Consider the following 22,600-nt stretch of genomic DNA (forward strand, 5'->3'; position numbering starts at 1 on the left):
ACCCAAGCAATTTGCTTCTGCAGATTGCGGTGGTGAAGACGAAAGAACCGAAAGTTCGCAACCACAACGATCACATATCCGAATTGGCTGGAGTGTCATAAGACAGTCTGGCAACAGAATTTCTTGACGACCATAGAGCATTGGAACCACCTGATCCCATCCCGAACTCAGTAGTGAAACGATGCATCGCCGATGGTAGTGTGGGGCTTCCCCATGTGAGAGTAGGTCATCGTCAAGATTCATTTCGCAAAACCCCTATCTGCGCGAGCAGGTAGGGGTTTTGTCTTTGCGCTGCTGCACATGTACCACCTAAGGGTTCGCATAAGGCCCGCTCCTACAGGTGCTAACTCTGTCCTCACAGCAAATATCTTTTGCTCGTCGGCTACCTCACGTCGCTTCATTGTAAGTGCGACAATATTGCTGCCACATTAAGTGACTTCCCCGTACCTACCCTGCGTCAAGGCTTAGGTTCGGGGCAATCCTGGCACCCGGACCGAGCGATGCCAGCGCACCGTGCTGCGCATTCCTGGACTTCACCACCGTCCTATCACTTGAGGTAGCAAGCAAGATGGCCAAGGCCGCCGATGTCGTTGTGCAATGCCTGGAAAACGAAGGCGTCGAGTATGTGTTCGGTATTCCCGGCGAGGAGAACCTCGACCTGCTGGAATCCCTGCGCAAATCGAAGATCAAGCTGGTTCTGACCCGCCATGAGCAGTCCGCGGGCTTCATGGCGGCCACCTACGGCCGCCTGACCGGCAAGACCGGCGTCAGCCTGTCGACTCTCGGCCCAGGTGCCACCAACTTGGTGACCGCCAGCGCCTACGCCTACCTGGGCGGTATGCCGATGATGATGATCACCGGCCAAAAGCCGATCAAGAAGTCCAAGCAGGGCCGTTTCCAGATCATCGATGTGTGCGGCATGATGGACCCCATCACCAAGTACACCCACCAGTTCGCCTCGGCCGACAACATCCCGGCCCGCATGCGCGAAGCCTTCCGCCTGGCTGAAGAAGAAAAACCCGGCGCTGTGCACCTGGAACTGCCGGAAGACATCGCCGCCGAGCAGACCGATGCCATGCCGATCCAGCCCAGCCTGCACCGCCGCCCGTTGGCCGAGCACGTGGCCATCGAAGCGGCCATCGAGAAGCTGCGCAACGCCCGCAGCCCGATCCTGGTGATCGGTGCCGGCGCCAACCGCAAGATGACCGCCAAGGTCCTCAAGCAACTGATCGACAAGACCGGCATTCCATTCGTCACCACCCAGCTGGGTAAAGGTGTGGTGGATGAGCGCCATCCGAGCTTCCTGGGCAACGCCGCGCTGTCGTCCGGTGACTTCGTGCATCGCGCCATCGAAGCGGCCGATCTGATCATCAACATCGGCCACGACGTCATCGAGAAGCCGCCATTCTTCATGGTGCGTGGCGGTACCGAAGTCATCCACGTCAACTTCCGCTCCGCAGAAGTCGACGCCGTGTACTTCCCGCAGATCGAAGTGATCGGCGACATCGCCAATGCCGTCTGGCAGATCGGCGAAGGCTTGGGCGACACCTCGCACTGGGACTTCACCCGCCTGCTGGCGATTCGCGAAGCCAATGAAGCGCAGATCGCCGAAGGCAAGGACGATGACCGCTTCCCGGTCTACCCGCAGCGTCTGGTCGCCGACATCCGCCGCGTCCTGCCGTCCGAAGGCATCGTGGCCCTGGACAACGGCATCTACAAGATCTGGTTCGCCCGCAACTACAAGGCCCACAAGCCCAACACCGTGCTGCTGGACAACGCCCTGGCGACCATGGGCGCCGGCCTGCCGTCGGCCATGGCGGCGCATCTGGTGTACCCAGACCGCCCGGTCATCTCGGTGTGCGGTGACGGTGGCTTCATGATGAACAGCCAGGAGCTGGAGACTGCAGTACGTCTGGGCATGCACATCACCGTAGTGATCCTGCGTGACGACGGCTACGGCATGATCCGCTGGAAGCAGGCCAACATGGGCTTCACCGACTTCGGCCTGGACTACGGCAACCCGGACTTCGTCAAATACGCCGAAGCCTACGGTGCCAACGGTCACCGCGTCGAAAGCGCCGAAGGCCTGCTGCCGCTGCTCGAGCACTGCATCAAGACCCCGGGCGTACACGTGATCGACTGCCCGGTGGACTACAGCGAAAACGACCGCATCCTGAATCAGGAACTGCGTGAACGCGCACTGGCGGTCTAACGACTGACGGTCTGCCGCGGGCAAGCCCCGCTCCCATGGCATTACAGCTTTTGGGAGCGGGATTGACCCGCGATTACTGTCGTTCTGCCCACAATTCCCGCTATACCTTTCCCCATGTGCTAGGGTGCACCCAGACTTCTGCCCTAGGACACTCATGATGCTCCCCGCCCTCAGCGAAAAAGAACTCGACCGTCTCGAAGATCTGTTGATCACCTACGGCAACGACTATTCGGTACTCAACCTGGCTGAACTCAACGGCTTTTTCACCGCCCTGGCCAGCTCACCGAATGCCGTCATGCCTGAGCAGTGGCTGCCTTCGGTCGCTGGTGGAAAAGTCCCCAAGTTCAAGAAACCCGCCCATGAGGAGGCCTACACCGCACTGATGCTGCGTTACGCCAACCAGGTGGCTGAATCCTTGGCCGATGATCTTGAGCACTTCGAGCCGCTGTTCGAAGAGAGCGAAGGCGAAGAGGGGTCGTCGATCATTCTCGAGGAGTGGTGCTTCGGCTACATGCGCGGTACCCAGGTGGCCGAGTGGAGCGAGTTGCCGCCGGAGCAGGACCGCCTGCTCAAGGCCATTTCCCTGCATGGGTTGGAGGATAATTTCGAGCTGCTCGACGCGATGAGTTTCGACGAGCTCCAGGCATGCGTGCCACAGGTGGTCGAGGCGGCGCGGGGGTTGTACCTATATCAAAAGCGACAGCGGCACTGAGCATGGATCTATCCGACGCCTGCGATAGCGCGGTTCCCACGATTATTCCACCAGCCGAAATACTGGATTGCTCACAGCACTGATTCTGCTGCTCACCGATCCGGTGCAGCATGTCCTCCAGCAGCGCCACTCCCGGCGCTGATCCGGAGCCCAGAACATGCCAAGCCCGATCAAACTCTACAACTTTCCAAAGTCCGGCCATGCTCACCGCATCGAGCTGATGCTGTCGCTGCTCGAACTGCCCACCGAACTGGTCTTCGTCGACCTGGCCAAGGGCGAGCACAAGCAGCCCGATTTCCTGGCCATCAACCCATTCGGCCAGGTGCCGGTGATCGACGACAACGGTACTGTCATCGCTGACTCCAATGCCATTCTGGTGTATCTCGCCAAGGCCTATGGTGGTTCGCGTTGGCTGCCTGAGGATCCGGTCGGTGCCGCTCGCGTGCAACGTTGGTTGTCGGTAGCGGCCGGTCCTCTGGCCTTCGGCCCAGCGGCTGCGCGCCTGGTGACCGTGTTCGGTGCTTCGTTCAACACCGATGAAGTCATCGGCCGCGCCCACACCCTGCTCAAGGTGATCGATGCTGAGCTGGCCAAGGGCCCGTTCCTGGTCGGCGACCAGGCGACCATCGCCGATATCGCCAACTACTCGTACATCGCCCATGCACCGGAAGGTAACGTGTCGCTCGAGCCGTACCCCAACGTGCGTGCCTGGCTGGCCCGTATCGAGGCGCTGCCAGGCTTCGTGCCGATGCCGCGCACCGTTATCGGTTTGCAGACCACTCTCTGAGTCCAGAGGAATGCCGCCATGCGATCACCCTGGCATGCAGGTGAGAAACGGCTGCAGGAGCAAGCCGGTGTTGCAGAGCGCATGGAGGCATTTGGGCAAAAGGTCATCCGCGACTACATGCCCGACCAGCATCGCGCGTTCTACCATCAGTTGCCATTCATGGTGGTCGGTGCCGTGGATGCCGAGGGCAAACCTTGGGCGACGCTGCTCGAAGGCCCCGAGGGCTTCGTCAGCTCGCCTGATCCGCGGCAGTTGCTGATCGGCACCGAGCTTGCCGCCGACGATCCGGCAACGCCGGGATTGGTGGCTGGCGGTGCCGTCGGTCTGTTGGGGATCGAGTTGCACACCCGCCGGCGCAATCGCCTCAATGGCATGATTCGCAGGGCCAGTGCCGGCCAGTTGGAGGTGGAGGTCGAGCAGTCGTTCGGCAACTGCCCGCAGTACATTCAATTGCGCGAATACACCCGTGTCGACGTACCGTCGCAAGGGCGTCAGGATTCAACGGCGATCGATGCCAGGGCTCGCGCCATGATCGAGAGCACGGATACATTCTTCGTGGCCAGCTACGTCGAACATGAAAGCGGCCAACGCTCGGTGGATGTCTCCCACCGCGGTGGTCGGGCCGGATTCGTGCGGGTCGAAGGCAACCGCCTGACCGTCCCCGATTATGCCGGCAATCTGCATTTCAACACCCTCGGCAACTTGTTGGTGAACCCTGTCGCAGGCCTGCTGTTCGTTGACTTCGCCACTGGCGACATGCTTCAGGTGGTCGGGCAGGCCCAGGTCATTCTCGACAGCCCACTGATCAGTGCTTTCGAAGGTGCCGAGCGAATCTGGACCCTGGATGTCGAACAGGTAGTGTTGCGTCCAGCTGCCGTGTCGCTGCGCTGGGCATTCCATGAGTACGCCCCCACCAGCCTGGCGACCGGCACCTGGGCCGAAGCCGAGCTGCGCCTGCAACAGCGTGAACGGCAACGTCAATGGTTGAGCTGGCGAGTATCGCGGATCGAGCAGGAGAGCCGTGATATCCGCTCGTTCTACCTGCAACCTGGGGACGGCGCCGCCGTAACCTTTGCGCCCGGCCAGCATATTCCCGTGCGTTTGCGGACCGAAGGGCAGACGCCACTTATCCGCACCTATAGTTTGTCCAGCGCGCCGTCCGACGGTTACTTGCGTATCAGTGTCAAGGCGCAGGGGCCGGCTTCATGGCATCTGCACCGAGCGTTGAAGGTCGGTGATCTTTTAGATGTACGCCTGCCTATGGGCAGCTTCACGCTGGACCAAGACAGCGAACGCCCCCTCGTGCTGATTGGCGCGGGCGTCGGCATCACGCCGCTGATCGCCATGCTCCGTGAGCAACTGGCCAGCGGGCAGGGCCGGCGCATTTATCTGTTCCATGGCGGACGTACCTTGGCTGACCTGCCGTTCCAGCAGGAGCTAGGCGCACTCCAAAAGCAATCCGCTGGCCTGCTGAATATCCATCGTGCCCTGAGTCAGCCGGAAGCGCATGCGGTGCAGGGCCGTGACTACACCTTCGCCAGCCGCCTGGGCATCGACCAGATCAAGACCACACTGGCACTGGACGACTACGACTTCTACCTCTGTGGTCCGGCCAGCTTCACCCAGGATCTGTACGAAGGCCTGCGCAGCGTGCATGTGCCCGATTCGCGCATTCATGCCGAAGCCTTTGGCCCTTCGACCTTGCGTCGTCACACCGACGACAATCAGCCCACGCTGCAACAGCCTCCGCCCGCCAAAGAACCTGTGCCGGTGTACTTCGCCAGCTCTGCCAAGGAGGCCCGCTGGGCACCGGACAGTGGCACGCTGCTAGAGCTGGCGGAGCGCCGTGGCCTGTCGCCGGAGTTCAGTTGCCGAGGCGGCTCCTGCGGCACCTGCAAGACCCGACTGGTCAGTGGGCAGGTCCACTACCCGAACCCGCCCGCCGAACTGCCTGAACTTGGTAGCGTACTGATCTGCTGCGCCATTCCGGCTCAGGCTGAAGAAGGTGTGCAGCCCTTGGTGCTGGAGCTCTAGCGTCAGCGCTGGAATAATCGCCCCATGACAACGCATGGGGCGCGGCATGGACCAGATTCACCTAATGAAAGTGTTCGTGGCCGTGGGCGAGCAGGAAAGCTTCGCCGCCGCTGCCCGCCGCCTGGCGATTTCGCCTGCTGCCGTGACCCGGGCGGTCACCGCGCTGGAGGAGCAACTTGGCGTCAAGCTGCTCTTGCGCACCACCCGCAGCGTGCGTCTGACCGAGGCCGGTGGCCGTTACCTGGAAGATACGCGGCACATTCTGGCCAGCATCGTCGAAGCCAATGAAGCCGCTGCCGGCATCAACGCCGCGCCCAAGGGCGACCTGGCGGTGACCGCGCCGATCCTGTTCGGCAAGAAGTTCGTCATGCCCTGCATCGTCCGTTACCTGCAGCAGTACCCCGAGGTGGACGTGTCGGCGTATTTTCTCGACCGTGTGGTGAATCTGGTGGAGGAGGGCCTGGACGTGGCTGTACGCATCGGGCAGTTGCCGGATTCTGGGCTCAAGGCACTGCGCGTGGGCCAGATGCGCCGCTTACTGTGCGCCTCGCCGGAGTATCTGGAGCGCCACGGCACACCGCGCCATCCTTCGGAATTGCACAGGCATCAGATCATCGCTGCCGGGGCGCTGTCGCCGCGCACGGACTGGCGCTTCGGCGCGATCGACGAGCCGACGCTGGTACGCATGAAGCCGCGCCTGACCGTGACCAGCAACGACGCTGCAATCGCCGCCGCCAGCGCTGGCCTCGGCATCGCCCGGCTGCTGTCCTATCAGGTGGCTGATGAACTGGCGGACGGGCGCCTGCAGGTGATCTTGGCCGAGTACGAGGAGGCGTCCTGGCCGATCCACATCCTGCACCGCGAAAGCAAATACGGCTCGACCAAGGTGCGCACCTTCATCGACATGCTGGCCGAGCATCTGCGCAGCCAGTCGCATCTGGCCTGACTGTTGGCACGCGAGCGGTCCCAGAGGTATCAACTCAAAATAAAAAGGCTGCCCGGAGGCAGCCTTTTCTAAGTGGCTGGACAATCAGTCCCAGCTCAGCGCACCACCGGTCTGGTACTCGATAACGCGAGTCTCGAAGAAGTTCTTCTCCTTCTTCAAGTCCATGATCTCGCTCATCCACGGGAACGGGTTGGTGGTCCCTGGATATTCTTCTTTCAGACCGATCTGGGTCAGGCGACGGTTGGCGATGAACTTGAGGTAGTCCTCCATCATCGCGGCGTTCATGCCCAGTACGCCGCGTGGCATGGTGTCACGGGCATATTCGATCTCCAGCTGGGTCCCTTGCAGGATCATCTGGGTCGCTTCTTCCTTCATCGCGGCATCCCACAGGTGCGGGTTTTCGATCTTGATCTGGTTGATCACGTCGATGCCGAAGTTCAGGTGCATGGATTCGTCACGCAGGATGTACTGGAACTGCTCGGCGACGCCGGTCATCTTGTTGCGGCGGCCCATGGAGAGGATCTGGGTGAAACCGCAGTAGAAGAAGATGCCTTCCAGGACGCAGTAGTAGGCGATCAGGTTGCGCAGCAGTTCTTTGTCGGTCTCGACGGTGCCGGTGTTGAACTCGGGGTCGGAGATGGCGCGGGTGTACTTCAAGCCCCAGGCTGCCTTTTTAGCGACCGATGGGATCTCGTGGTACATGTTGAAGATCTCGCCTTCATCCATGCCCAGCGACTCGATGCAGTACTGGTAGGCGTGGGTGTGGATCGCCTCTTCGAAGGCTTGGCGCAGGATGTACTGGCGGCACTCGGGGTTGGTGATCAGGCGGTACACGGCCAGGGCCAGGTTGTTGGCCACCAGGGAGTCGGCGGTGGAGAAGAAGCCGAGGTTGCGCATGACGATGCGGCGCTCGTCTTCGGTCAGGCCGTCCATGCTCTTCCACAGGGCGATGTCGGCGGTCATGTTGACCTCTTGCGGCATCCAGTGGTTGGCGCAGCCGTCGAGGTATTTCTGCCAGGCCCAGTCGTACTTGAACGGAACCAGCTGGTTGAGGTCGGCGCGGCAGTTGATCATGCGCTTTTCGTCAACGCGCACGCGGGCGGAGGAGCCTTCGAGTTCGGCCAGGCCTTCGGCGATGTCGAGTTCGTTCAGGGCGGCCTTGGCGCGCTTGACGGCGTCGGAGTCGTCGGCGGTCGCTGCGCGGGCTTCCTGGGCGGCGGCGTCACCGGCGCTGTCGAGTTTGTCGAGGGTGGCGGCGGCGTTGGCCTGTGCGGGGGTGGCGCCTTTGGCGGCGACTTCACCGTCTTCCTTGTCGAATTCGTCCCAGCTCAGCATGGTCCTGGCTCCTGCTAGAGGGTTGCGCGGGGCAACCGATTGGATTTTAAAAGGTGACGCCTGCAAGGCCCCAAGGGCGATACGGCAGGCAGTGAGCGCGCGCGCTCGTCACGTTTGAAGGTGTCGGATCAGCGCCTGTCCATGCCTCGCAGGAGGGGCCAGGACGCCTGAATACAGTGTGGCAACGATAAAACGTGCGGGCTGGCCAAGCGGTTGGGTACGGCTTGTGTCACGCAGTCGATCATTGGCTAAACCCTTTTTCGAGGGGGGCGAAGTATAACGGAATTCGCTACCGATCGGAGCGACGCTAGGCCGGTCTGCTGTAATTTTTCGACCGGTATCAGGCGCGTCCGTTCACGAATCACGCGTCGTTTCCACGGGGAAGGAGTTTAGCGGAAAAATCGCAGATGTGGTGTTTGATTTTTTGATCTAACACAAAATATTGTGTTTTCGAGGTGGGGTTGTCAGCGTCGAAAAACCGCACCCGGAGGGCCTTGGCCTTCCGGGCGGGTCTTAGCGGCAGCGGTTGCGCAGCGTCTGGACGATGTGCGTCCTGGGGTTGTTGCGCGCCTCTTCGACCGTGGTGAAACGGCCGGTTTCGGCATTGCGGCCAATCTTGCGAGTTGCAGGTTTCTTCCGAGCCATCGTGATGTCTTCCGTGTGGGTCAGTGAAGCCCGTGTCCTGGCGTCCAGGGCACGGAGCAGTACTGTTTTATCCCTTCGCGAAAGCGACGTGCAGAGGGCAGAGTCTCTCGATGACGCGGATACAAAAATGCCGCAAGCGGCGCCTTAAGGCGCCTCCCACGGCATGGGGTGTTACTGGCAGGCTTCGCAGTCTGGCTCGTCGATCGCGCAGGCCTTAGGTACCGGGGCTGGGCCCGCTGCCTGGACCGGGGCGCTGTCGCCGCCGCTGGAAACAGCGTTGAGCTTGCCGGTGTTGATGGTCGACTTCTCGGTGCTGGTGGCGGCCAGGGCACGGAGGTAGTAGGTCGTCTTCAGACCACGGTACCAGGCCATGCGGTAGGTCACGTCCAGCTTCTTGCCCGAGGCGCCGGCGATGTACAGGTTCAGCGACTGGGCCTGGTCGATCCACTTCTGGCGACGGGAGGCGGCATCGACGATCCACTTGGTCTCGACTTCGAACGCGGTGGCGTACAGGTCCTTGAGCTCTTGCGGAATACGCTCGATCTGCTGCACAGAACCGTCGTAGTACTTCAGGTCATTGATCATGACCGAGTCCCACAGGCCGCGAGCCTTGAGGTCACGGACCAGGTACGGGTTGATCACGGTGAACTCGCCCGACAGGTTCGATTTGACGTACAGGTTCTGGTAGGTCGGCTCGATCGACTGCGAAACGCCGGTGATGTTGGCGATGGTCGCGGTCGGCGCGATGGCCATGATGTTCGAGTTGCGGATGCCTTTCTTGACGCGCTCGCGGACAGGGGCCCAGTCCAGGGACTCTTCCAGGTTGACGTCGATGTACTTGGCGCCACGGGCTTCGATCAGGATCTGCTGGCTGTCCAGCGGCAGGATGCCCTTGGACCACAGGGAGCCTTCGAAGGTCTGGTATGCGCCGCGCTCGTCGGCCAGGTCACAGGATGCCTGGATGGCGTAGTAGCTGACCGCTTCCATCGACTTGTCGGCGAACTCGACCGCAGCGTCCGAGCCGTAGGGGATGTGCTGCAGGTACAGTGCGTCCTGGAAGCCCATGATGCCCAGGCCGACCGGACGGTGCTTGAAGTTCGAGTTCTGCGCCTGGGGCACCGAGTAGTAGTTGATGTCGATCACGTTGTCGAGCATGCGCACGGCAGTCTTGACGGTACGCGCCAGTTTCGCGGTGTCCAGCTTGCCGTCGACGATGTGGTTCGGCAGGTTGATCGAACCCAGGTTGCACACGGCGATTTCATCGGCGTTGGTGTTCAGGGTGATCTCGGTGCACAGGTTCGAGCTGTGGACCACGCCCACGTGCTGCTGCGGCGAACGCAGGTTGCACGGGTCCTTGAAGGTCAGCCATGGGTGGCCGGTCTCGAACAGCATCGACAGCATCTTGCGCCACAGGTCTTTGGCCTGGACAGTCTTGAACACCTTGATCTTGTTGTACTCGGTCAGGGCTTCGTAGTACTCGTAGCGCTCTTCGAAGGCCTTGCCGGTCAGGTCGTGCAGATCAGGCACTTCCGAAGGCGAGAACAGGGTCCACTTGCCGTCGTCGAAGACGCGCTTCATGAACAGGTCCGGGATCCAGTTGGCGGTGTTCATGTCGTGGGTGCGACGACGGTCGTCACCGGTGTTCTTGCGCAGCTCGAGGAATTCCTCGATGTCCAGGTGCCAGGTTTCCAGGTAGGCGCAGACCGCGCCCTTGCGCTTGCCGCCCTGGTTGACCGCGACGGCGGTGTCGTTGACGACTTTCAGGAACGGCACGACGCCTTGCGACTTGCCGTTGGTGCCCTTGATGTACGAACCCAGGGCGCGTACCGGAGTCCAGTCATTGCCCAGGCCACCCGCAAACTTCGACAGCATGGCGTTGTCGTGGATGGCTTTGTAGATGCCCGACAGGTCATCCGGCACGGTGGTCAGGTAGCAGCTCGACAGCTGCGGACGCAGGGTACCGGCGTTGAACAGGGTCGGGGTCGAAGCCATGTAATCGAACGAGGAGAGCAGGTTGTAGAACTCGATCGCACGGGCTTCTTTGTCTTTTTCCTGCAGCGCCAGGCCCATGGCCACGCGCATGAAGAACACCTGTGGCAGCTCGAAACGTACGCCATCCTTGTGGATGAAGTAGCGGTCGTACAGGGTCTGCAGGCCCAGGTAGGTGAACTGTTGGTCACGCTCGTGCTCGATGGCCTTGCCCAGACGCTCCAGGTCGTAGCCTTTGAGGGCAGGGTCGAGCAGCTCGAACTCGACGCCTTTCTCGACGTAGGCCGGCAGGGCCTTGGCGTACAAGTCGGCCATTTCGTGGTGGGTGGCGCTGTCGGCCACGCCCAGGAAGCCCAGGGCCTCGGCACGCAGGGTGTCCATCAGCAGGCGCGCGGTGACGAAGGAGTAGTTCGGCTCGCGCTCGACCAGGGTACGGGCGGTCATAACCAGGGCGGTGTTGACGTCCTTGATGGCCACGCCGTCGTACAGGTTCTTCAGGGTGTCGCGCTGGATCAGCTCGCCATCGACTTCGGCCAGGCCTTCGCAGGCTTCGCTGATGATGGTGTTCAGGCGCGCCATGTCCAGCGGCGCCAGGCTGCCGTCGGCCAGGGTGATGCGGATGCTTGGGTGCGGCTCGACCACGGATTCGGTGTTGGCGCGGGTGGCACGCTCCTTGGCGCGCTGTTCGCGGTAGATCACATAGTCACGGGCGACTTTTTGCTCGCCGGCGCGCATCAGGGCCAGTTCGACCTGGTCCTGGATTTCCTCGATGTGGATGGTGCCACCCGATGGCATGCGACGTTTGAAGGTCGCGGTGACCTGCTCGGTCAGGCGAGCGACGGTGTCGTGGATGCGCGACGAGGCAGCGGCGGTGCCGCCTTCAACTGCGAGGAACGCCTTGGTGATGGCCACGGTGATCTTGTCGTCGGTGTAGGGAACGACAGTACCGTTACGCTTGATCACGCGCAGTTGACCGGGTGCGGTCGCGGCCAGATCCTGGTTCGAATCGGCGGCCTGCGGCACCTTGGCCTGCGGGTTCTCGCGAGTTGTGTCGGTTTGCATGGGTGGGTGTCTCCACAGTTTCTATATTGTTCAGGCGCCTTTGGGGCGCCCACCGTTCCATCCACTAGCCTGATGGCCACGCGCGGGGACGCGCATGCACGCGCATCCGCCCGCTCGGGCGTACCGACTTCGGGACAGACTCAGGAATAAGGGGCAATAACCTGCCGCTCCCTGGCCGAAGTCAAAGGTTTTGGGCTGAGCCCAAAAACTGTTGCTGATGAGTGCCAGGCCTGGCCTGCAACACCCATGCCCGAACAAGTCCCTGGATGGGCTTGCCTCGGTCGCCTCCGCAGGAGCGGTTTGGCTGTTGGAATCACGTTAAGTTCAGCCAGACAAATCGCTTGAACTTCTCTGTTGACTTGTGTTTGTGATTTTGCTCGAACCCCAATATCTAGTGGTTCGCTGCGATGGGGATACAAGATAATGCGGTATCAGGGGCTTTGCAAGGTGAGCGCCTGTGGATAACTTGTGCGTACTTTGTGTGTGATCCGTGGGTATTCGCTGTAGGCCTTGTCCTAGCTGGCCTTCACTTTTTTTCTGCGTTCCCATGCCCTGTCGCTGATTTTTTCGGGCGCGAACCCTATCACAAAAATCGTCCCGGCCGAGGGCCTGCGACAGGCGGCTTGGCGTGGTTGGCAGGGGCGAGGGTGGGACGTAGTATCCGGGGGCAATGTTGCCTTTTGGTGAACGGTGGCTGACGGGCCCGATGCCATCGCCGGTTGTACACTGCAACGCCAGCAGGCGGCTCCAGAACAAGAATAATCAGTGAAGGCGGACCATGGACCAGCCCAACAATCGGATTTTGATCGTCGAGGACGACCAGCGACTGGCGGAACTCACCGCCGAGTATCTGCAGGCCAACGGCTACGAGGTGGCAGTGGAGGGCGATGGCGGTCGGGCGGCGCGGCGTATCATCGACAGCCAGCCGGACCTTGTGATCCTCGACCTGATGCTGCCCGGCGAAGATGGCCTGAGCATCTGTCGACGCATCCGCGGGCAATACGCCGGCCCCATCCTCATGCTCACCGCTCGCAGCGATGAACTCGATCAGGTCCAGGGCCTGGACATGGGCGCCGATGACTATGTGTGCAAACCGGTGCGTCCACGCTTGCTGCTGGCGCGCATCACCGCCTTGCTGCGGCGCAGCGAAGCCCCGCAGAGCAAGCGTCAGGAGCTGCAGTTCGGTGCATTGCGCATCGACAGCCGCGTGCGCGAGGCCTGGTTGGGCGAGCAGGCGATCGAACTGACCGGCGCCGAGTTCGACCTGCTCTGGTTGTTGAGCAGCAATGCCGGGCGGGTGTTGTCTCGCGAAGAGATCTTCACCTCCTTGCGTGGCGTCGGCTACGACGGCCAGGACCGCTCGATCGATGTGCGTATTTCCAAGATCCGCCCCAAGATAGGTGATGACCCGATCCACCCGCGTCTGATCAAGACCCTGCGTAGCAAGGGCTACCTGTTCGTCGGCGAGACCGCCCAGGCAGCGGCCCCGTGAATTCGATCTTCTTGCGCATTTACGGTGGCATGCTCGCCGTGCTGGTGCTGGTGGCAGTGCTTGGGGTGCTCAGCCTGCATCTGGTCAACCAGGTGCGCGCTGAACGGCACCGCGAGGGACTGGCCCAAGGCACCTTCAGCCTCATGGCGGACAACCTGGCCCTGCAAGATCCGGTCGAGCGCAAGCGCTCGCTGTTGATCTGGGAGCGCTTGCTCGGCGTGCCGCTGGACTTGCAGCCGGCCTCGGCCTTCACCTTGGATGGTGGCCAGCGCACGCGCCTTCGTCGGGGCCTGGTGGTGGTGGAAAAGACCGGCCCGCATGCCGTGCGCGTCTTGCGCCAGATCGGCGATGAAGACCAGCTGTTGGTGGCCCAGGTCAAGCAGGTCAGTGAACAGTTGGCCCGCGCCACGCTCTATCTACTGGCCGATGAGCTGGTGCGCTACCCGGTCGCCGAACAGCAGCGACGTCTGGCCGAGATCAGCAAGAGCAAGGGCTTTGGTTTCGACATCGCCCTGCAGCGCCTGGAGCGGGCAGGGCTGGACGACGACCAGCGGCGCCGGGTGGAGGAGGGCGACACGGTGATGGCGTTGGGCAAAGATGGCGATTCGGTGCGGGTGTTTTCCGGATTGACTGGCTCACCCTGGGTGCTGGAGATCGGGCCGTTGCATCAGCTCAACCCGTATCCGCCGCAGTTGCTGGTCCTCATCGCCTTCCTTGGTTTGTGCCTGATCGGCCTGGTGGTGTACCTGCTGGTGCGCCAGCTGGAGCGACGCCTGTCGGGGCTGGAGGTCGCGGCCACGCGCATTGCCCAGGGCAGCCTGGAGACCCGCGTGCCCGAGGGGGACGCCGACTCGGTGGGGCGCCTGGCCGAGGCCTTCAATGGCATGGCCGAGCATCTGCAGCGTTCCTTGACCATGCAGCGCGAGCTGGTGCGGGCGGTGTCCCATGAGTTGCGTACACCCGTGGCGCGCCTGCGCTTTGGCCTGGAAATGATCGAAAGCGCCAGCAACGAGCAGGCCAGGGCCAAGCACCTGGCTGGGATGGACAGCGACATCCAGGACCTGGACAAACTGGTGGACGAGATGCTGACCTACGCCCGCCTGGAGCAGGGCACACCGGCCTTGAAATTCCAGGCGGTGGACCTCGACGCCCTGCTCGAGCGCGTGATCCAGGAGCTGTCGCCGTTGCGGGTCGAGGTCAAGGTGGTACGCGGCGACTGCCAGGGTGCGGATGCGGCAGGCGCCTGGGTCGATGCCGAACCCCGCTACCTGCACCGGGCGCTGCAGAACCTGGTGGGCAATGCCATGCGGCACGCCGAATCCCAGGTCAGGTTGAGCTATCAATTGGGCCTGGAGCGCTGCCGCATCGATGTGGAAGACGATGGGCCCGGAATTCCCGAAGGGGTCTGGGATCGCATCTTCACCCCTTTCACCCGCCTCGACGACAGCCGTACCCGCGCCTCCGGCGGGCATGGCCTGGGGTTGTCGATCGTGCGCCGGATCATCTACTGGCACGGGGGCCGGGCAATGGTCGGACGCAGCGAGGCGTTGGGCGGGGCCTGCTTCAGCCTGATCTGGCCGAGCCACCGGCCGCAGGTCTAGGGGTTATACGTTGATCAGGCTGAGCAGGTAGCCATCCTGGACACAGAACTGACCTTCCAGCTCGCGGCCAGCCTGCCAGTCGGCTGAAAGGTCGGTGAGCAGGCGCAGGCGGGCATAACCCTCGACAGACCATTCCAGCAGCTCGGCGTGTTCGAAGTAGAAGCGCTGCCGGGTCAAGGGGTAGAGCGCTTTGAACAGGCTTTCCTTGAGTGAGAACGTCAACGTCACGCCCAGGCCGAGCTGGCTATAGTCCAGGCGCTGGAGCTCGGCGGGGGTGAGGATCTCGCCAGCCAGGCGTTCGGCGCGTTCGTCGTTCAGCAAGGATTCCTGGTCCAGGCCCAGGCCAGCGCTGTCGCCATCGGCAGCAACCACAGCGGCGGCCCAGCCTTTGCCATGGGTGATCGAGCCGTGAATGCCGGCCGGCCAGATCGGCGAACGGTCCTCATGGGTGGCGGGCACGTAGTCGCGTCCATCCAGCGCATGCAGCGCCGCACGTGCGCAGACCCGGCCTGCCAGGTACTCGGCCTGGCGCTTGGCCACCGAGCGCTGCAGGCTGGCGCTTTGTTCGATGCCGGCGCGCTGGAAGTCGTCCGGCGCCAGGCGCGCGGGGTCGAAGGTGCAACTGACCAACACCGCGCCGGGAACCGGGCGGGGCAGGGGCCAGTGGTGCTTGAGGGGGGAGCAGCAGGTGGGGTGTCTGGTCATGGTGAGTATTGTGCCAGTGGCGCCCTGATGCGCAAACCAGGCGTGTGCCGCACCCTCGACCGCCACCCCGACAGTCTTCAGTCGAAGGACTTCTTGAGGAAGGCCTGCATGTCCGCCCACGAGCGGTCATCTGCCTCTTTGTTATAGCCAATGTCCGGCCCGCCATGGTCGCCGTGGCTCAAGCGGTCGGCATCGGGATTGGTGAATCCATGCTTGGCTCCGGCAATGGAGACGAATGTCATGTCGGCGCCGGCGCTTTGCATTTCCTGCTTGAACGCTGCCACTTGCGCTGGCGGGATCATGCTGTCGGCCTCGCCGTGCTCTACCAGGATTTTCGCCCTGATCACACCCGGCTTGGCTGGCGTCTGAGTGGCCAGTGGGCCATGGAAGCTCACCACGGCGTCGAGTTTCTCGCCTCGGCGCGCGGCATCGAGCACTACCTTGCCGCCGAAGCAGTAACCGACCGCCGCCAACTGATGTTTATTGGTGTTGGGTTGGATTTTCAGCAGCTCAAGCCCCGCATCGAAGCGCCGTGCAGCAGCCTTGGGGTCCTTCGTCGCCGCCACCATGAACGCTTGGGCGTCCTTCGGATGTTCGGTGTGCTTGCCATCGCCATACATGTCGATGGCCAAGGCGTTGTAACCCAGCGCCGCCAGGTCCCGGGCCCGGCGCTTGGCATAGTCGTTCAGCCCCCACCATTCATGCACCACGATAATGCCGGGGCGCTTGCCCTCGACTGCATCGTCGTAAGCGTAGTAGCCCACCAGGCGCTGGCCATCGGCGTCCTGATAGGGAATTTCGCGGGTCTGCACCGCCGCCTGGGCGACGGCAGCGCTGCACAACAGGGCCAGGGCAAGCAGGGAACGCATGGTCGGTACTCCTTGGGCAAAGGGTGCGATTCGTTCAGCCGGGGTTCAGTCAGGGTTCAGCCGCGGTTCAGGGCTCACTCCCTACTCTAGCCACCAGACACAGACATCGCATCCAACTGGAGTATCCCACCATGAAAACACTCAATACCTTGATGGTCGCCATGGCCGTATGTGCCGCCAGTCTCACCGCCCAGGCCGCCGATGACACCTTCGCCAGCCTCACCTATGGCCAGACCAGCGACAAGGTCCGCAAGTCCGGCCTGCTGCAACGCAACACCGATCACCTGAACGCCGACGGCATCATCGGCAAGGACGGCACCTGGGGCGTGCGCGTGGGCAAGATCAATGACGATGCCCGCTATTACCTGACCTACGACAATGTCTCGGGCGACCACAGTGGCATCAAGCTGCGCCAGGAAAACCTGCTTGGCAGCTACGATGCGTTCTTGCCGGTGGGCGACACCACCAAGCTGTTCGGTGGCGGCAGCCTGGGCTTGACCAAACTGTCCCAGGAATCCTCCGGTTACAGCCGTGACACCGATGTGGGTTATGCCGTAGGCCTGCAGGCCGGCGTGCTGCAGCAGATCACCAACAACGCCTCGGTGGAGCTGGGCTACCGTTACCTGCGCAGCAACGCCAGCACCGAACTGGCCGAACATGGCGGTCCCAAGGCAGGCACCCTGCGTCTGACCAGCAGCGCCCAGACCTACCTGTCGGCCAACTACACCTTCTGACCCACAGGAGGGGCCAGGGCAACGCTGGTATGCTGCACCGGTCCCTCCGCGACCAAGCCCGCTCCTGCCGCCAGGCGTCGTGCAGAAGCGGGCTTGACCGGCACGGGAGGCGGATACAGGTATGAATCAAGGAGAGTGACATGAAGCTGCTGGTGGTCGAGGACGAGGCGCTGCTACGCCACCACCTGTACACGCGCCTGGGCGAGAGCGGGCATGTGGTCGAGGCGGTGGCCAATGCCGAAGAGGCGCTCTACCAGGCCGAGCAATACAACCACGATTTGGCCGTGGTCGACCTCGGGCTGCCGGGCATGAGCGGCCTGGACCTGATCCGCCAGTTGCGCAGTCAGGGCAAGACCTTTCCGATCCTGATCCTCACCGCCCGCGGCAACTGGCAGGACAAGGTCGAAGGCCTGGCCGCCGGGGCCGACGACTATGTGGTCAAGCCGTTCCAGTTCGAAGAGCTGGAGGCGCGCCTGAATGCCTTGCTGCGCCGCTCCAGCGGTTTCACCCAGTCGACCATCGCGGCAGGGCCCCTGGTGCTGGACCTCAATCGCAAGCAGGCGACCTTGGACGAGCAACCGCTTGCCCTGACCGCCTATGAATACCGCATCCTCGAATACCTCATGCGCCATCACCAGCAAGTGGTGGCCAAGGATCGTCTGATGGAGCAGCTCTACCCCGATGACGAGGAGCGCGATCCGAATGTCATCGAGGTGCTGGTCGGTCGTCTGCGACGCAAGCTCGAGGGCGACCGTGGTTTCAAACCGATCGACACGGTGCGTGGCCTGGGTTACCTGTTCACCGAGCGCTGCCGATGATCCGCTCCCTGCGGGTGCGCCTGATGCTGGCGGCGGCGCTGTTGGCGTTGTTGTTCATGCTGGCGCTGCTACCGGCCCTGCAAAAGACCTTCAGCCTGGCGTTGCAGGAGTCGATCGAACAGCGCTTGGCCTCGGATGTGACCACCTTGATTTCCGCCGCGCGGATCGAGCAGGGGCGGCTGCAAATGCCCGAGCAGTTGCCCGACGAGCGCTACAACCTGCCCTACACCGGCCTGCTCGGCTACATCTTCGATCGCCAGGGTGCTCTGGTGTGGCGTTCGCGCGCCACCAACGGGCAGAACATCAACTACCGCCCCCGATATGACGGGCGCGGCAATGAGTTCGCCCGGATCCACCAGGATGACGGCGAGGAATTCTTCGTCTACGACGTGGAGGTCAAGCTGCTCGGGGGCAAGAGTGCCGCGTTCAGTATCGTGGCGCTGCAGCCGGTGCGTGAGTACCAGCACACCCTCGATGGCCTGCGTGAAAAACTCTACTTGGGTTTCGGGGCGGCCCTGCTGGCGCTGATGGTGCTGTTATGGGCCGGCCTGACCTGGGGGCTTCGTTCGTTGCGCAGGCTGAGCCTGGAGCTTGACGAAGTGGAAGCGGGTGCGCGTGATGGCCTGAGCGGCGAGCACCCGCGTGAACTGCTGCGCCTGACCGGCTCGCTCAACCGCCTGCTGCGCAGCGAACGTGAGCAGCGCCAGCGCTACCGCGATTCGCTCGATGACCTGGCGCACAGCCTCAAGACGCCCCTTGCGGTGCTGCAGGGCGTCGGTGAAAGCCTCGGCCAGGGTGACAGCGAACGCGAGCAGGCGCGGGTGCTGCAAAGCCAGATCGAACGCATGAGCCAGCAGATCGACTACCAACTGCAGCGCGCCAGCCTGCGCAAGAGCGGTCTGGTCCGTCATCGGGTGCAACTACGACCGGTGCTCGACAGCCTGTGCAACACGCTGGACAAGGTCTATCGCGACAAGCGCGTGGCCGTCAGCCTCGACATGCCCCCGGATGCCTGGGTGCCGATGGATCAAGGGGCAGCGCTGGAGCTGTTCGGCAACCTGCTGGAGAACGCTTATCGGCTGAGCCTCGGCCAGGTGCGTGTGAGCCTGCAACAAGCGCCTGGGCAGTTGGTGCTATGCGTCGAAGACGATGGCCCTGGCGTACCGGGCAATCAGCGTGAGCGCATTCTCAAACGGGGCGAACGGCTCGATCGGCAGCATCCGGGGCAGGGCATCGGCCTGGCGGTGGTCAAGGACATCATCGACAGCTATGACGCCGAGCTGAGCCTGGATGATTCGACACTGGGAGGCGCGGCGTTCCGGATCGTGTTCCATCTGGACTGAAACCCACTGAGGCGCTGCGCGGCACGTCCCAAGGCCTCACCCATCCTGGGGCTTGTGGATCCTGTGGGATTTACCCCGAAGTTAACGCCACAGGGCGAGCCGGCCGGGGTACGTTCTCCCTTCCTGGGCGGATTCCCGCCAACAGCCTTGTTCCAAACCCGCCAATGGGCGGAAATCCGCCAACCTCAAACTGCGCGCCTGCCCCGCCATGGGGCGCCGAAAGCCCCGAAATCCGCGGGCTGCACTGATTGCGAGCATTTTGGCATCGGCCTTGCTATCGACCTGGCAGAGGCCTGTCACAAGGCAGCTCGAACACAACGACAAATCCCTCCAAGTGCAGGAGGGTTCGCGCTTTAGGTGCCCCAACGCCCTGGGAAGGGTGGGCTCGGCACACTTGAGGAAAAACTAGCCATGACGACACGTCAGCCGTTGTACAAATCCCTGTATGTCCAGGTGTTGGTCGCCATCACCATCGGTATCCTGCTCGGTCACTACTACCCGGAAACCGGCGTAGCCCTCAAACCCCTGGGCGACGGGTTCGTCAAACTGATCAAGATGGTCATCGCCCCGATCATCTTCTGCACCGTCGTCAGCGGCATCGCTGGCATGCAGAGCATGAAGTCGGTCGGCAAGACCGGTGGCTATGCGCTGCTGTACTTCGAGATCGTTTCCACCATCGCCTTGATCATCGGCCTGGTCGTGGTCAACGTGGTCCAACCCGGTGCCGGCATGCATGTCGACGTCAGCACCCTGAACGCCAGCAGCGTCGCCGCCTACGCCGCCGCAGGCGCGCAGCAGACCACCGTGGGCTTCCTGCTCAACATCATCCCCAACACCGTGGTGGGCGCATTCGCCAATGGCGATATCCTGCAGGTGCTGATGTTCTCCGTGCTGTTCGGCTTTGCCCTGCACCGCCTGGGCAGCTACGGCAAGCCGGTGCTGGACCTGATCGACCGCTTCGCCCATGTCATGTTCAACATCATCAACATGATCATGAAGCTGGCTCCGGTCGGCGCTTTCGGCGCCATGGCCTTCACCATCGGCCAGTATGGTGTGGGCTCGTTGGTGCAGCTGAGCTACCTGATGATCTGCTTCTACGTCACCTGCCTGCTGTTCATCCTGGTGGTGCTGGGCGGTATCTGCCGGTTCCATGGCTTCAGCGTACTCAAGCTGATCCGCTACATTCGTGAAGAGCTGATGATCGTGCTCGGCACCTCCTCCTCGGAATCGGCCCTGCCACGCATGCTGGCCAAGATGGAGCGCCTGGGTGCCAAGAAGTCGGTGGTCGGCCTGGTGATCCCTACCGGCTACTCGTTCAATCTGGATGGCACCTCGATCTACCTGACCATGGCTGCGGTGTTCATCGCCCAGGCTACCGACACCACCATGGACATCACCCACCAGATCACCCTGCTGCTGGTGCTGCTGATCGCCTCCAAGGGTGCAGCAGGCGTCACCGGTTCCGGCTTCATCGTGCTGGCCGCGACCCTGTCCGCCGTGGGCCACCTGCCGGTGGCAGGCCTGGCGCTGATCCTGGGTATCGACCGCTTCATGTCCGAGGCGCGTGCGCTGACCAACCTGATCGGCAACGCCGTGGCCACGGTAGTCGTGGCCAAGTGGGTCAACGAGCTGGACACCGACACGCTGCAGGCCGAGCTGGCCTCCGGTGGTTCGCCGCTGGTCGACCCTCGTCCGGTCGATGACTTGGGCGTGGCTGAAGGCCCGGCGCGCTGATTGCGTTGTGAAATCGAAGAAGGCGACCCTCGGGTCGCCTTCTTTATTTGTAATGCCTGCCGGCCTGTTCGCAGGTAGACCCGCTTGCACAGGTTTGGCGCAAGCCTTGTGGGGGCGGGGTTAGCCGCGAATGCTGCTTGTCATTCGATGCGGGTCTCGCCGCTGTAAACCAGGATCTCACGACACCGCCTGCACAGATAGCGTCGCCCCTGGCGCACCAGCTTGTGCCGCTGGGCAGTGAACGGGAAGTCACTTTCCGGGCAGGGGCAGCGGTAGATGTAGCGGGTGGCCACGCGCCGCTTCACTTCATAGTTGTGGCAACGGTTCGGTGGCAATTCATACACGCCCCGCATGATCAGTTGCCATTCCTCGCCATGGGCCTGGATCTTGTCGCCGAACAGCTGGTGCGCCACCAAGTGTGCCACTTCGTGGGCAACGGTCTGACGCAGGAAGTCTTCCTGGTTCTCCCGGTACAGCTGCAGATTGAAGCGCAGCAGGTTTTCGTGCAGATGAGCGACGCCGGCCTTCTGGCCGCGCAGCTTGAAGCTGACTTGCGGGCGAGGGAAGGTGCGTTTGAAGAAGGCTTCAGCTTGCTGGTAACAGGTTTCGACGCGTTGTTTGAGCAGCTCGGGCATGGCGGGGTGGTTCTCCTGAGCGGGCAATTATGCCGCAAGCGCCAGGTGCCTGCCGGGCCATCTGTCAGCACACAGCCAGAGGCCGCCTTGCGGCGGCCCCGGGGTGACGCTCCTATGTTGCGTTGGATCTAGTTGGTATAGACAGGCCCCACACCCAGCCCCCAGATGATCACCGTGGAGGCCATGATCGCCACCAGCACCACCAGGCCTACCGCCAGCACGGAGCTGGAGAACAGGAAGCCTTCGTCGGTGGGGATATTCATGAAGGTCGGCAGGCCGACATAGAGCAGGTAGACCGTGTAGCAAATGGCCGCCGTGCCCACCAGCATGCCAAGCCAGAGGTGCGGGTAGAGCGCCGCCAGGCCGCCGATGAACAGCGGGGTGGCGGTGTAGGTGGCAAACGCCACGCATTGCGCCATGGATGGGGTGGCATCGTAGGTGCGGGCCATCCAGTGGATGAAAGCCCCCATGACCGCGACCCCGGCGAGCATCGCCAGGTAGGACATGATGCTCATCCATAGTGCGCTTTCCATCGTCAGCATCACCGCCGGTCGATCGCCTATGACCCAGCCGACCTGGGTGGTGCCGATGAACGCCGACACAGCCGGGATCGCGGCGAGTATCAGCGTGTGGGTCAGGTACATGTGGCTGATGCTTTCGTCCTCGCCACGAATCTCCTTCCACTCCTGGTCAGGGTGGGTAAACAGCCCCAGAACGTGATGGATCATGCCGGTCACTCCTATCGTCGTTGTCAAACGCCCCCCAAGTGGAGCGCTTGCGGCCCGAGGCCTGGACACCGATGCAAGCGGTCGTGTGGCCTTATCTCGCAGTATAGGAAGCCGTTACCTACATAAACCTGGGTTTTTAGAGCAAATTGCGCTGTCAGATGCGCGCTTGATTCTTTATCGGAATGGCCTACGCCCCCGCTCGGTTTGTGCGTAAAATAG

The 22,600-nt window shown here is 62.5% G+C and carries 18 protein-coding genes and 1 rRNA gene; 12 read left to right on the forward strand and 7 right to left on the reverse strand.

Annotated features, from left to right (window positions below; all coding sequences use genetic code 11):
* Positions 1–122 precede the first annotated feature (122 nt).
* The 6 genes from rrf (at position 123) to BLS27_RS05335 (ending at position 6,691) form a co-directional block, all read left to right on the forward strand.
* Positions 123–238, forward strand: a 5S ribosomal RNA gene (gene rrf, locus BLS27_RS05310).
* Between the two features lie 330 nt (positions 239–568).
* Positions 569–2,212, forward strand: a complete 1,644-nt coding sequence (locus BLS27_RS05315; protein WP_090343556.1) for an acetolactate synthase large subunit — start codon at positions 569–571, stop codon at positions 2,210–2,212.
* A gap of 157 nt (positions 2,213–2,369) precedes the next feature.
* A complete protein-coding gene (locus BLS27_RS05320; protein WP_043214580.1) occupies positions 2,370–2,924 on the forward strand; it encodes a UPF0149 family protein in 555 nt (184 codons plus the stop codon).
* 157 nt (positions 2,925–3,081) lie between these two features.
* A complete protein-coding gene (locus BLS27_RS05325) occupies positions 3,082–3,711 on the forward strand; it encodes a glutathione S-transferase family protein (RefSeq protein WP_043214578.1) in 630 nt (209 codons plus the stop codon).
* A gap of 18 nt (positions 3,712–3,729) precedes the next feature.
* Positions 3,730–5,745 carry a pyridoxamine 5'-phosphate oxidase family protein gene (locus BLS27_RS05330; protein ID WP_090343559.1) on the forward strand — a complete coding sequence of 672 codons (2,016 nt, stop codon included), beginning with the start codon at positions 3,730–3,732 and terminating at the stop codon, positions 5,743–5,745.
* Between the two features lie 46 nt (positions 5,746–5,791).
* Positions 5,792–6,691, forward strand: coding sequence for a LysR family transcriptional regulator (locus BLS27_RS05335; protein WP_043214582.1), 900 nt, complete (start codon positions 5,792–5,794; stop codon positions 6,689–6,691).
* Between the two features lie 84 nt (positions 6,692–6,775).
* Here BLS27_RS05335 and BLS27_RS05340 read toward each other — a convergent pair whose 3' ends face one another.
* From BLS27_RS05340 to BLS27_RS05345, 3 genes are all read right to left on the reverse strand, one after another.
* The gene (locus tag BLS27_RS05340; protein ID WP_043214574.1) at positions 6,776–8,026 is read right to left on the reverse strand and encodes a ribonucleotide-diphosphate reductase subunit beta; all 1,251 of its coding nucleotides are present in this window, start codon (positions 8,024–8,026) and stop codon (positions 6,776–6,778) included.
* A gap of 513 nt (positions 8,027–8,539) precedes the next feature.
* A complete protein-coding gene (locus BLS27_RS24045) occupies positions 8,540–8,671 on the reverse strand; it encodes a hypothetical protein (RefSeq protein ID WP_256544354.1) in 132 nt (43 codons plus the stop codon).
* A 171-nt stretch (positions 8,672–8,842) separates the two neighbouring features.
* Positions 8,843–11,722, reverse strand: coding sequence for a ribonucleoside-diphosphate reductase subunit alpha (locus tag BLS27_RS05345; protein WP_043214572.1), 2,880 nt, complete (start codon positions 11,720–11,722; stop codon positions 8,843–8,845).
* A 778-nt stretch (positions 11,723–12,500) separates the two neighbouring features.
* Here BLS27_RS05345 and BLS27_RS05350 point away from each other — a divergent pair.
* Complete coding sequence (locus BLS27_RS05350; protein WP_090343562.1) at positions 12,501–13,214, forward strand: response regulator; 714 nt, start codon at positions 12,501–12,503, stop codon at positions 13,212–13,214.
* 29 nt (positions 13,215–13,243) lie between these two features.
* The gene (locus BLS27_RS05355; protein ID WP_090344016.1) at positions 13,244–14,815 is read left to right on the forward strand and encodes an ATP-binding protein; all 1,572 of its coding nucleotides are present in this window, start codon (positions 13,244–13,246) and stop codon (positions 14,813–14,815) included.
* Between the two features lie 3 nt (positions 14,816–14,818).
* On the opposite strand, the gene BLS27_RS05360 is transcribed toward BLS27_RS05355, so the two are convergent.
* Together BLS27_RS05360 and BLS27_RS05365 are read right to left on the reverse strand one after the other, a co-directional pair.
* On the reverse strand, positions 14,819–15,520 hold the full coding sequence (locus tag BLS27_RS05360; RefSeq protein ID WP_043214567.1) for a 4'-phosphopantetheinyl transferase family protein: 702 nt from the start codon (positions 15,518–15,520) through the stop codon (positions 14,819–14,821).
* A 77-nt stretch (positions 15,521–15,597) separates the two neighbouring features.
* Positions 15,598–16,389 carry a dienelactone hydrolase family protein gene (locus tag BLS27_RS05365; protein WP_090343567.1) on the reverse strand — a complete coding sequence of 264 codons (792 nt, stop codon included), beginning with the start codon at positions 16,387–16,389 and terminating at the stop codon, positions 15,598–15,600.
* Between the two features lie 131 nt (positions 16,390–16,520).
* On the opposite strand from BLS27_RS05365, the gene BLS27_RS05370 reads away from it, so the two are divergent.
* From BLS27_RS05370 to BLS27_RS05385, 4 genes are all read left to right on the forward strand, one after another.
* On the forward strand, positions 16,521–17,123 hold the full coding sequence (locus BLS27_RS05370) for an outer membrane beta-barrel protein (protein WP_043214562.1): 603 nt from the start codon (positions 16,521–16,523) through the stop codon (positions 17,121–17,123).
* Positions 17,124–17,263: 140 nt separating this feature from the next.
* A complete protein-coding gene (locus BLS27_RS05375) occupies positions 17,264–17,941 on the forward strand; it encodes a response regulator (RefSeq protein WP_043214559.1) in 678 nt (225 codons plus the stop codon).
* Positions 17,938–19,284 carry an ATP-binding protein gene (locus tag BLS27_RS05380; protein ID WP_090343570.1) on the forward strand — a complete coding sequence of 449 codons (1,347 nt, stop codon included), beginning with the start codon at positions 17,938–17,940 and terminating at the stop codon, positions 19,282–19,284. Before BLS27_RS05375 ends, BLS27_RS05380 begins: the two co-directional genes overlap by 4 nt.
* Positions 19,285–19,695: 411 nt before the next feature.
* Complete coding sequence (locus BLS27_RS05385) at positions 19,696–21,018, forward strand: dicarboxylate/amino acid:cation symporter (protein WP_043214554.1); 1,323 nt, start codon at positions 19,696–19,698, stop codon at positions 21,016–21,018.
* A 140-nt stretch (positions 21,019–21,158) separates the two neighbouring features.
* Here BLS27_RS05385 and BLS27_RS05390 read toward each other — a convergent pair whose 3' ends face one another.
* Both BLS27_RS05390 and BLS27_RS05395 read right to left on the reverse strand, forming a co-directional pair.
* The gene (locus BLS27_RS05390) at positions 21,159–21,653 is read right to left on the reverse strand and encodes a SprT family zinc-dependent metalloprotease (RefSeq protein WP_043214551.1); all 495 of its coding nucleotides are present in this window, start codon (positions 21,651–21,653) and stop codon (positions 21,159–21,161) included.
* Positions 21,654–21,781: 128 nt separating this feature from the next.
* Entirely contained in the window at positions 21,782–22,381 is a 600-nt protein-coding gene (locus tag BLS27_RS05395; protein ID WP_043214549.1) for a Yip1 family protein, read from the reverse strand.
* Positions 22,382–22,600: the final 219 nt, after the last annotated feature.

The organism is Pseudomonas guariconensis, from assembly GCF_900102675.1.
GTDB lineage: Bacteria > Pseudomonadota > Gammaproteobacteria > Pseudomonadales > Pseudomonadaceae > Aquipseudomonas > Aquipseudomonas guariconensis.

Excerpts from the sequence above, each read along its gene's own strand:
- BLS27_RS24045 (WP_256544354.1), bottom strand. The coding sequence starts at position 8,671 with ATGGCTCGGAAGAAACCTGCAACTCGCAAGATTGGCCGCAATGCCGAA.
- BLS27_RS05350 (WP_090343562.1), top strand. The coding sequence starts at position 12,501 with ATGGACCAGCCCAACAATCGGATTTTGATCGTCGAGGACGACCAGCGA.
- BLS27_RS05335 (WP_043214582.1), top strand. The coding sequence starts at position 5,792 with ATGGACCAGATTCACCTAATGAAAGTGTTCGTGGCCGTGGGCGAGCAG.
- BLS27_RS05330 (WP_090343559.1), top strand. The coding sequence starts at position 3,730 with ATGCGATCACCCTGGCATGCAGGTGAGAAACGGCTGCAGGAGCAAGCC.
- BLS27_RS05360 (WP_043214567.1), bottom strand. The coding sequence starts at position 15,520 with ATGACCAGACACCCCACCTGCTGCTCCCCCCTCAAGCACCACTGGCCC.
- BLS27_RS05365 (WP_090343567.1), bottom strand. The coding sequence starts at position 16,389 with ATGCGTTCCCTGCTTGCCCTGGCCCTGTTGTGCAGCGCTGCCGTCGCC.
- BLS27_RS05385 (WP_043214554.1), top strand. The coding sequence starts at position 19,696 with ATGACGACACGTCAGCCGTTGTACAAATCCCTGTATGTCCAGGTGTTG.
- BLS27_RS05355 (WP_090344016.1), top strand. The coding sequence starts at position 13,244 with ATGCTCGCCGTGCTGGTGCTGGTGGCAGTGCTTGGGGTGCTCAGCCTG.
- BLS27_RS05340 (WP_043214574.1), bottom strand. The coding sequence starts at position 8,026 with ATGCTGAGCTGGGACGAATTCGACAAGGAAGACGGTGAAGTCGCCGCC.
- BLS27_RS05370 (WP_043214562.1), top strand. The coding sequence starts at position 16,521 with ATGAAAACACTCAATACCTTGATGGTCGCCATGGCCGTATGTGCCGCC.
- BLS27_RS05395 (WP_043214549.1), bottom strand. The coding sequence starts at position 22,381 with ATGATCCATCACGTTCTGGGGCTGTTTACCCACCCTGACCAGGAGTGG.
- BLS27_RS05315 (WP_090343556.1), top strand. The coding sequence starts at position 569 with ATGGCCAAGGCCGCCGATGTCGTTGTGCAATGCCTGGAAAACGAAGGC.
- BLS27_RS05390 (WP_043214551.1), bottom strand. The coding sequence starts at position 21,653 with ATGCCCGAGCTGCTCAAACAACGCGTCGAAACCTGTTACCAGCAAGCT.
- BLS27_RS05325 (WP_043214578.1), top strand. The coding sequence starts at position 3,082 with ATGCCAAGCCCGATCAAACTCTACAACTTTCCAAAGTCCGGCCATGCT.
- BLS27_RS05320 (WP_043214580.1), top strand. The coding sequence starts at position 2,370 with ATGCTCCCCGCCCTCAGCGAAAAAGAACTCGACCGTCTCGAAGATCTG.
- BLS27_RS05380 (WP_090343570.1), top strand. The coding sequence starts at position 17,938 with ATGATCCGCTCCCTGCGGGTGCGCCTGATGCTGGCGGCGGCGCTGTTG.
- BLS27_RS05345 (WP_043214572.1), bottom strand. The coding sequence starts at position 11,722 with ATGCAAACCGACACAACTCGCGAGAACCCGCAGGCCAAGGTGCCGCAG.
- BLS27_RS05375 (WP_043214559.1), top strand. The coding sequence starts at position 17,264 with ATGAAGCTGCTGGTGGTCGAGGACGAGGCGCTGCTACGCCACCACCTG.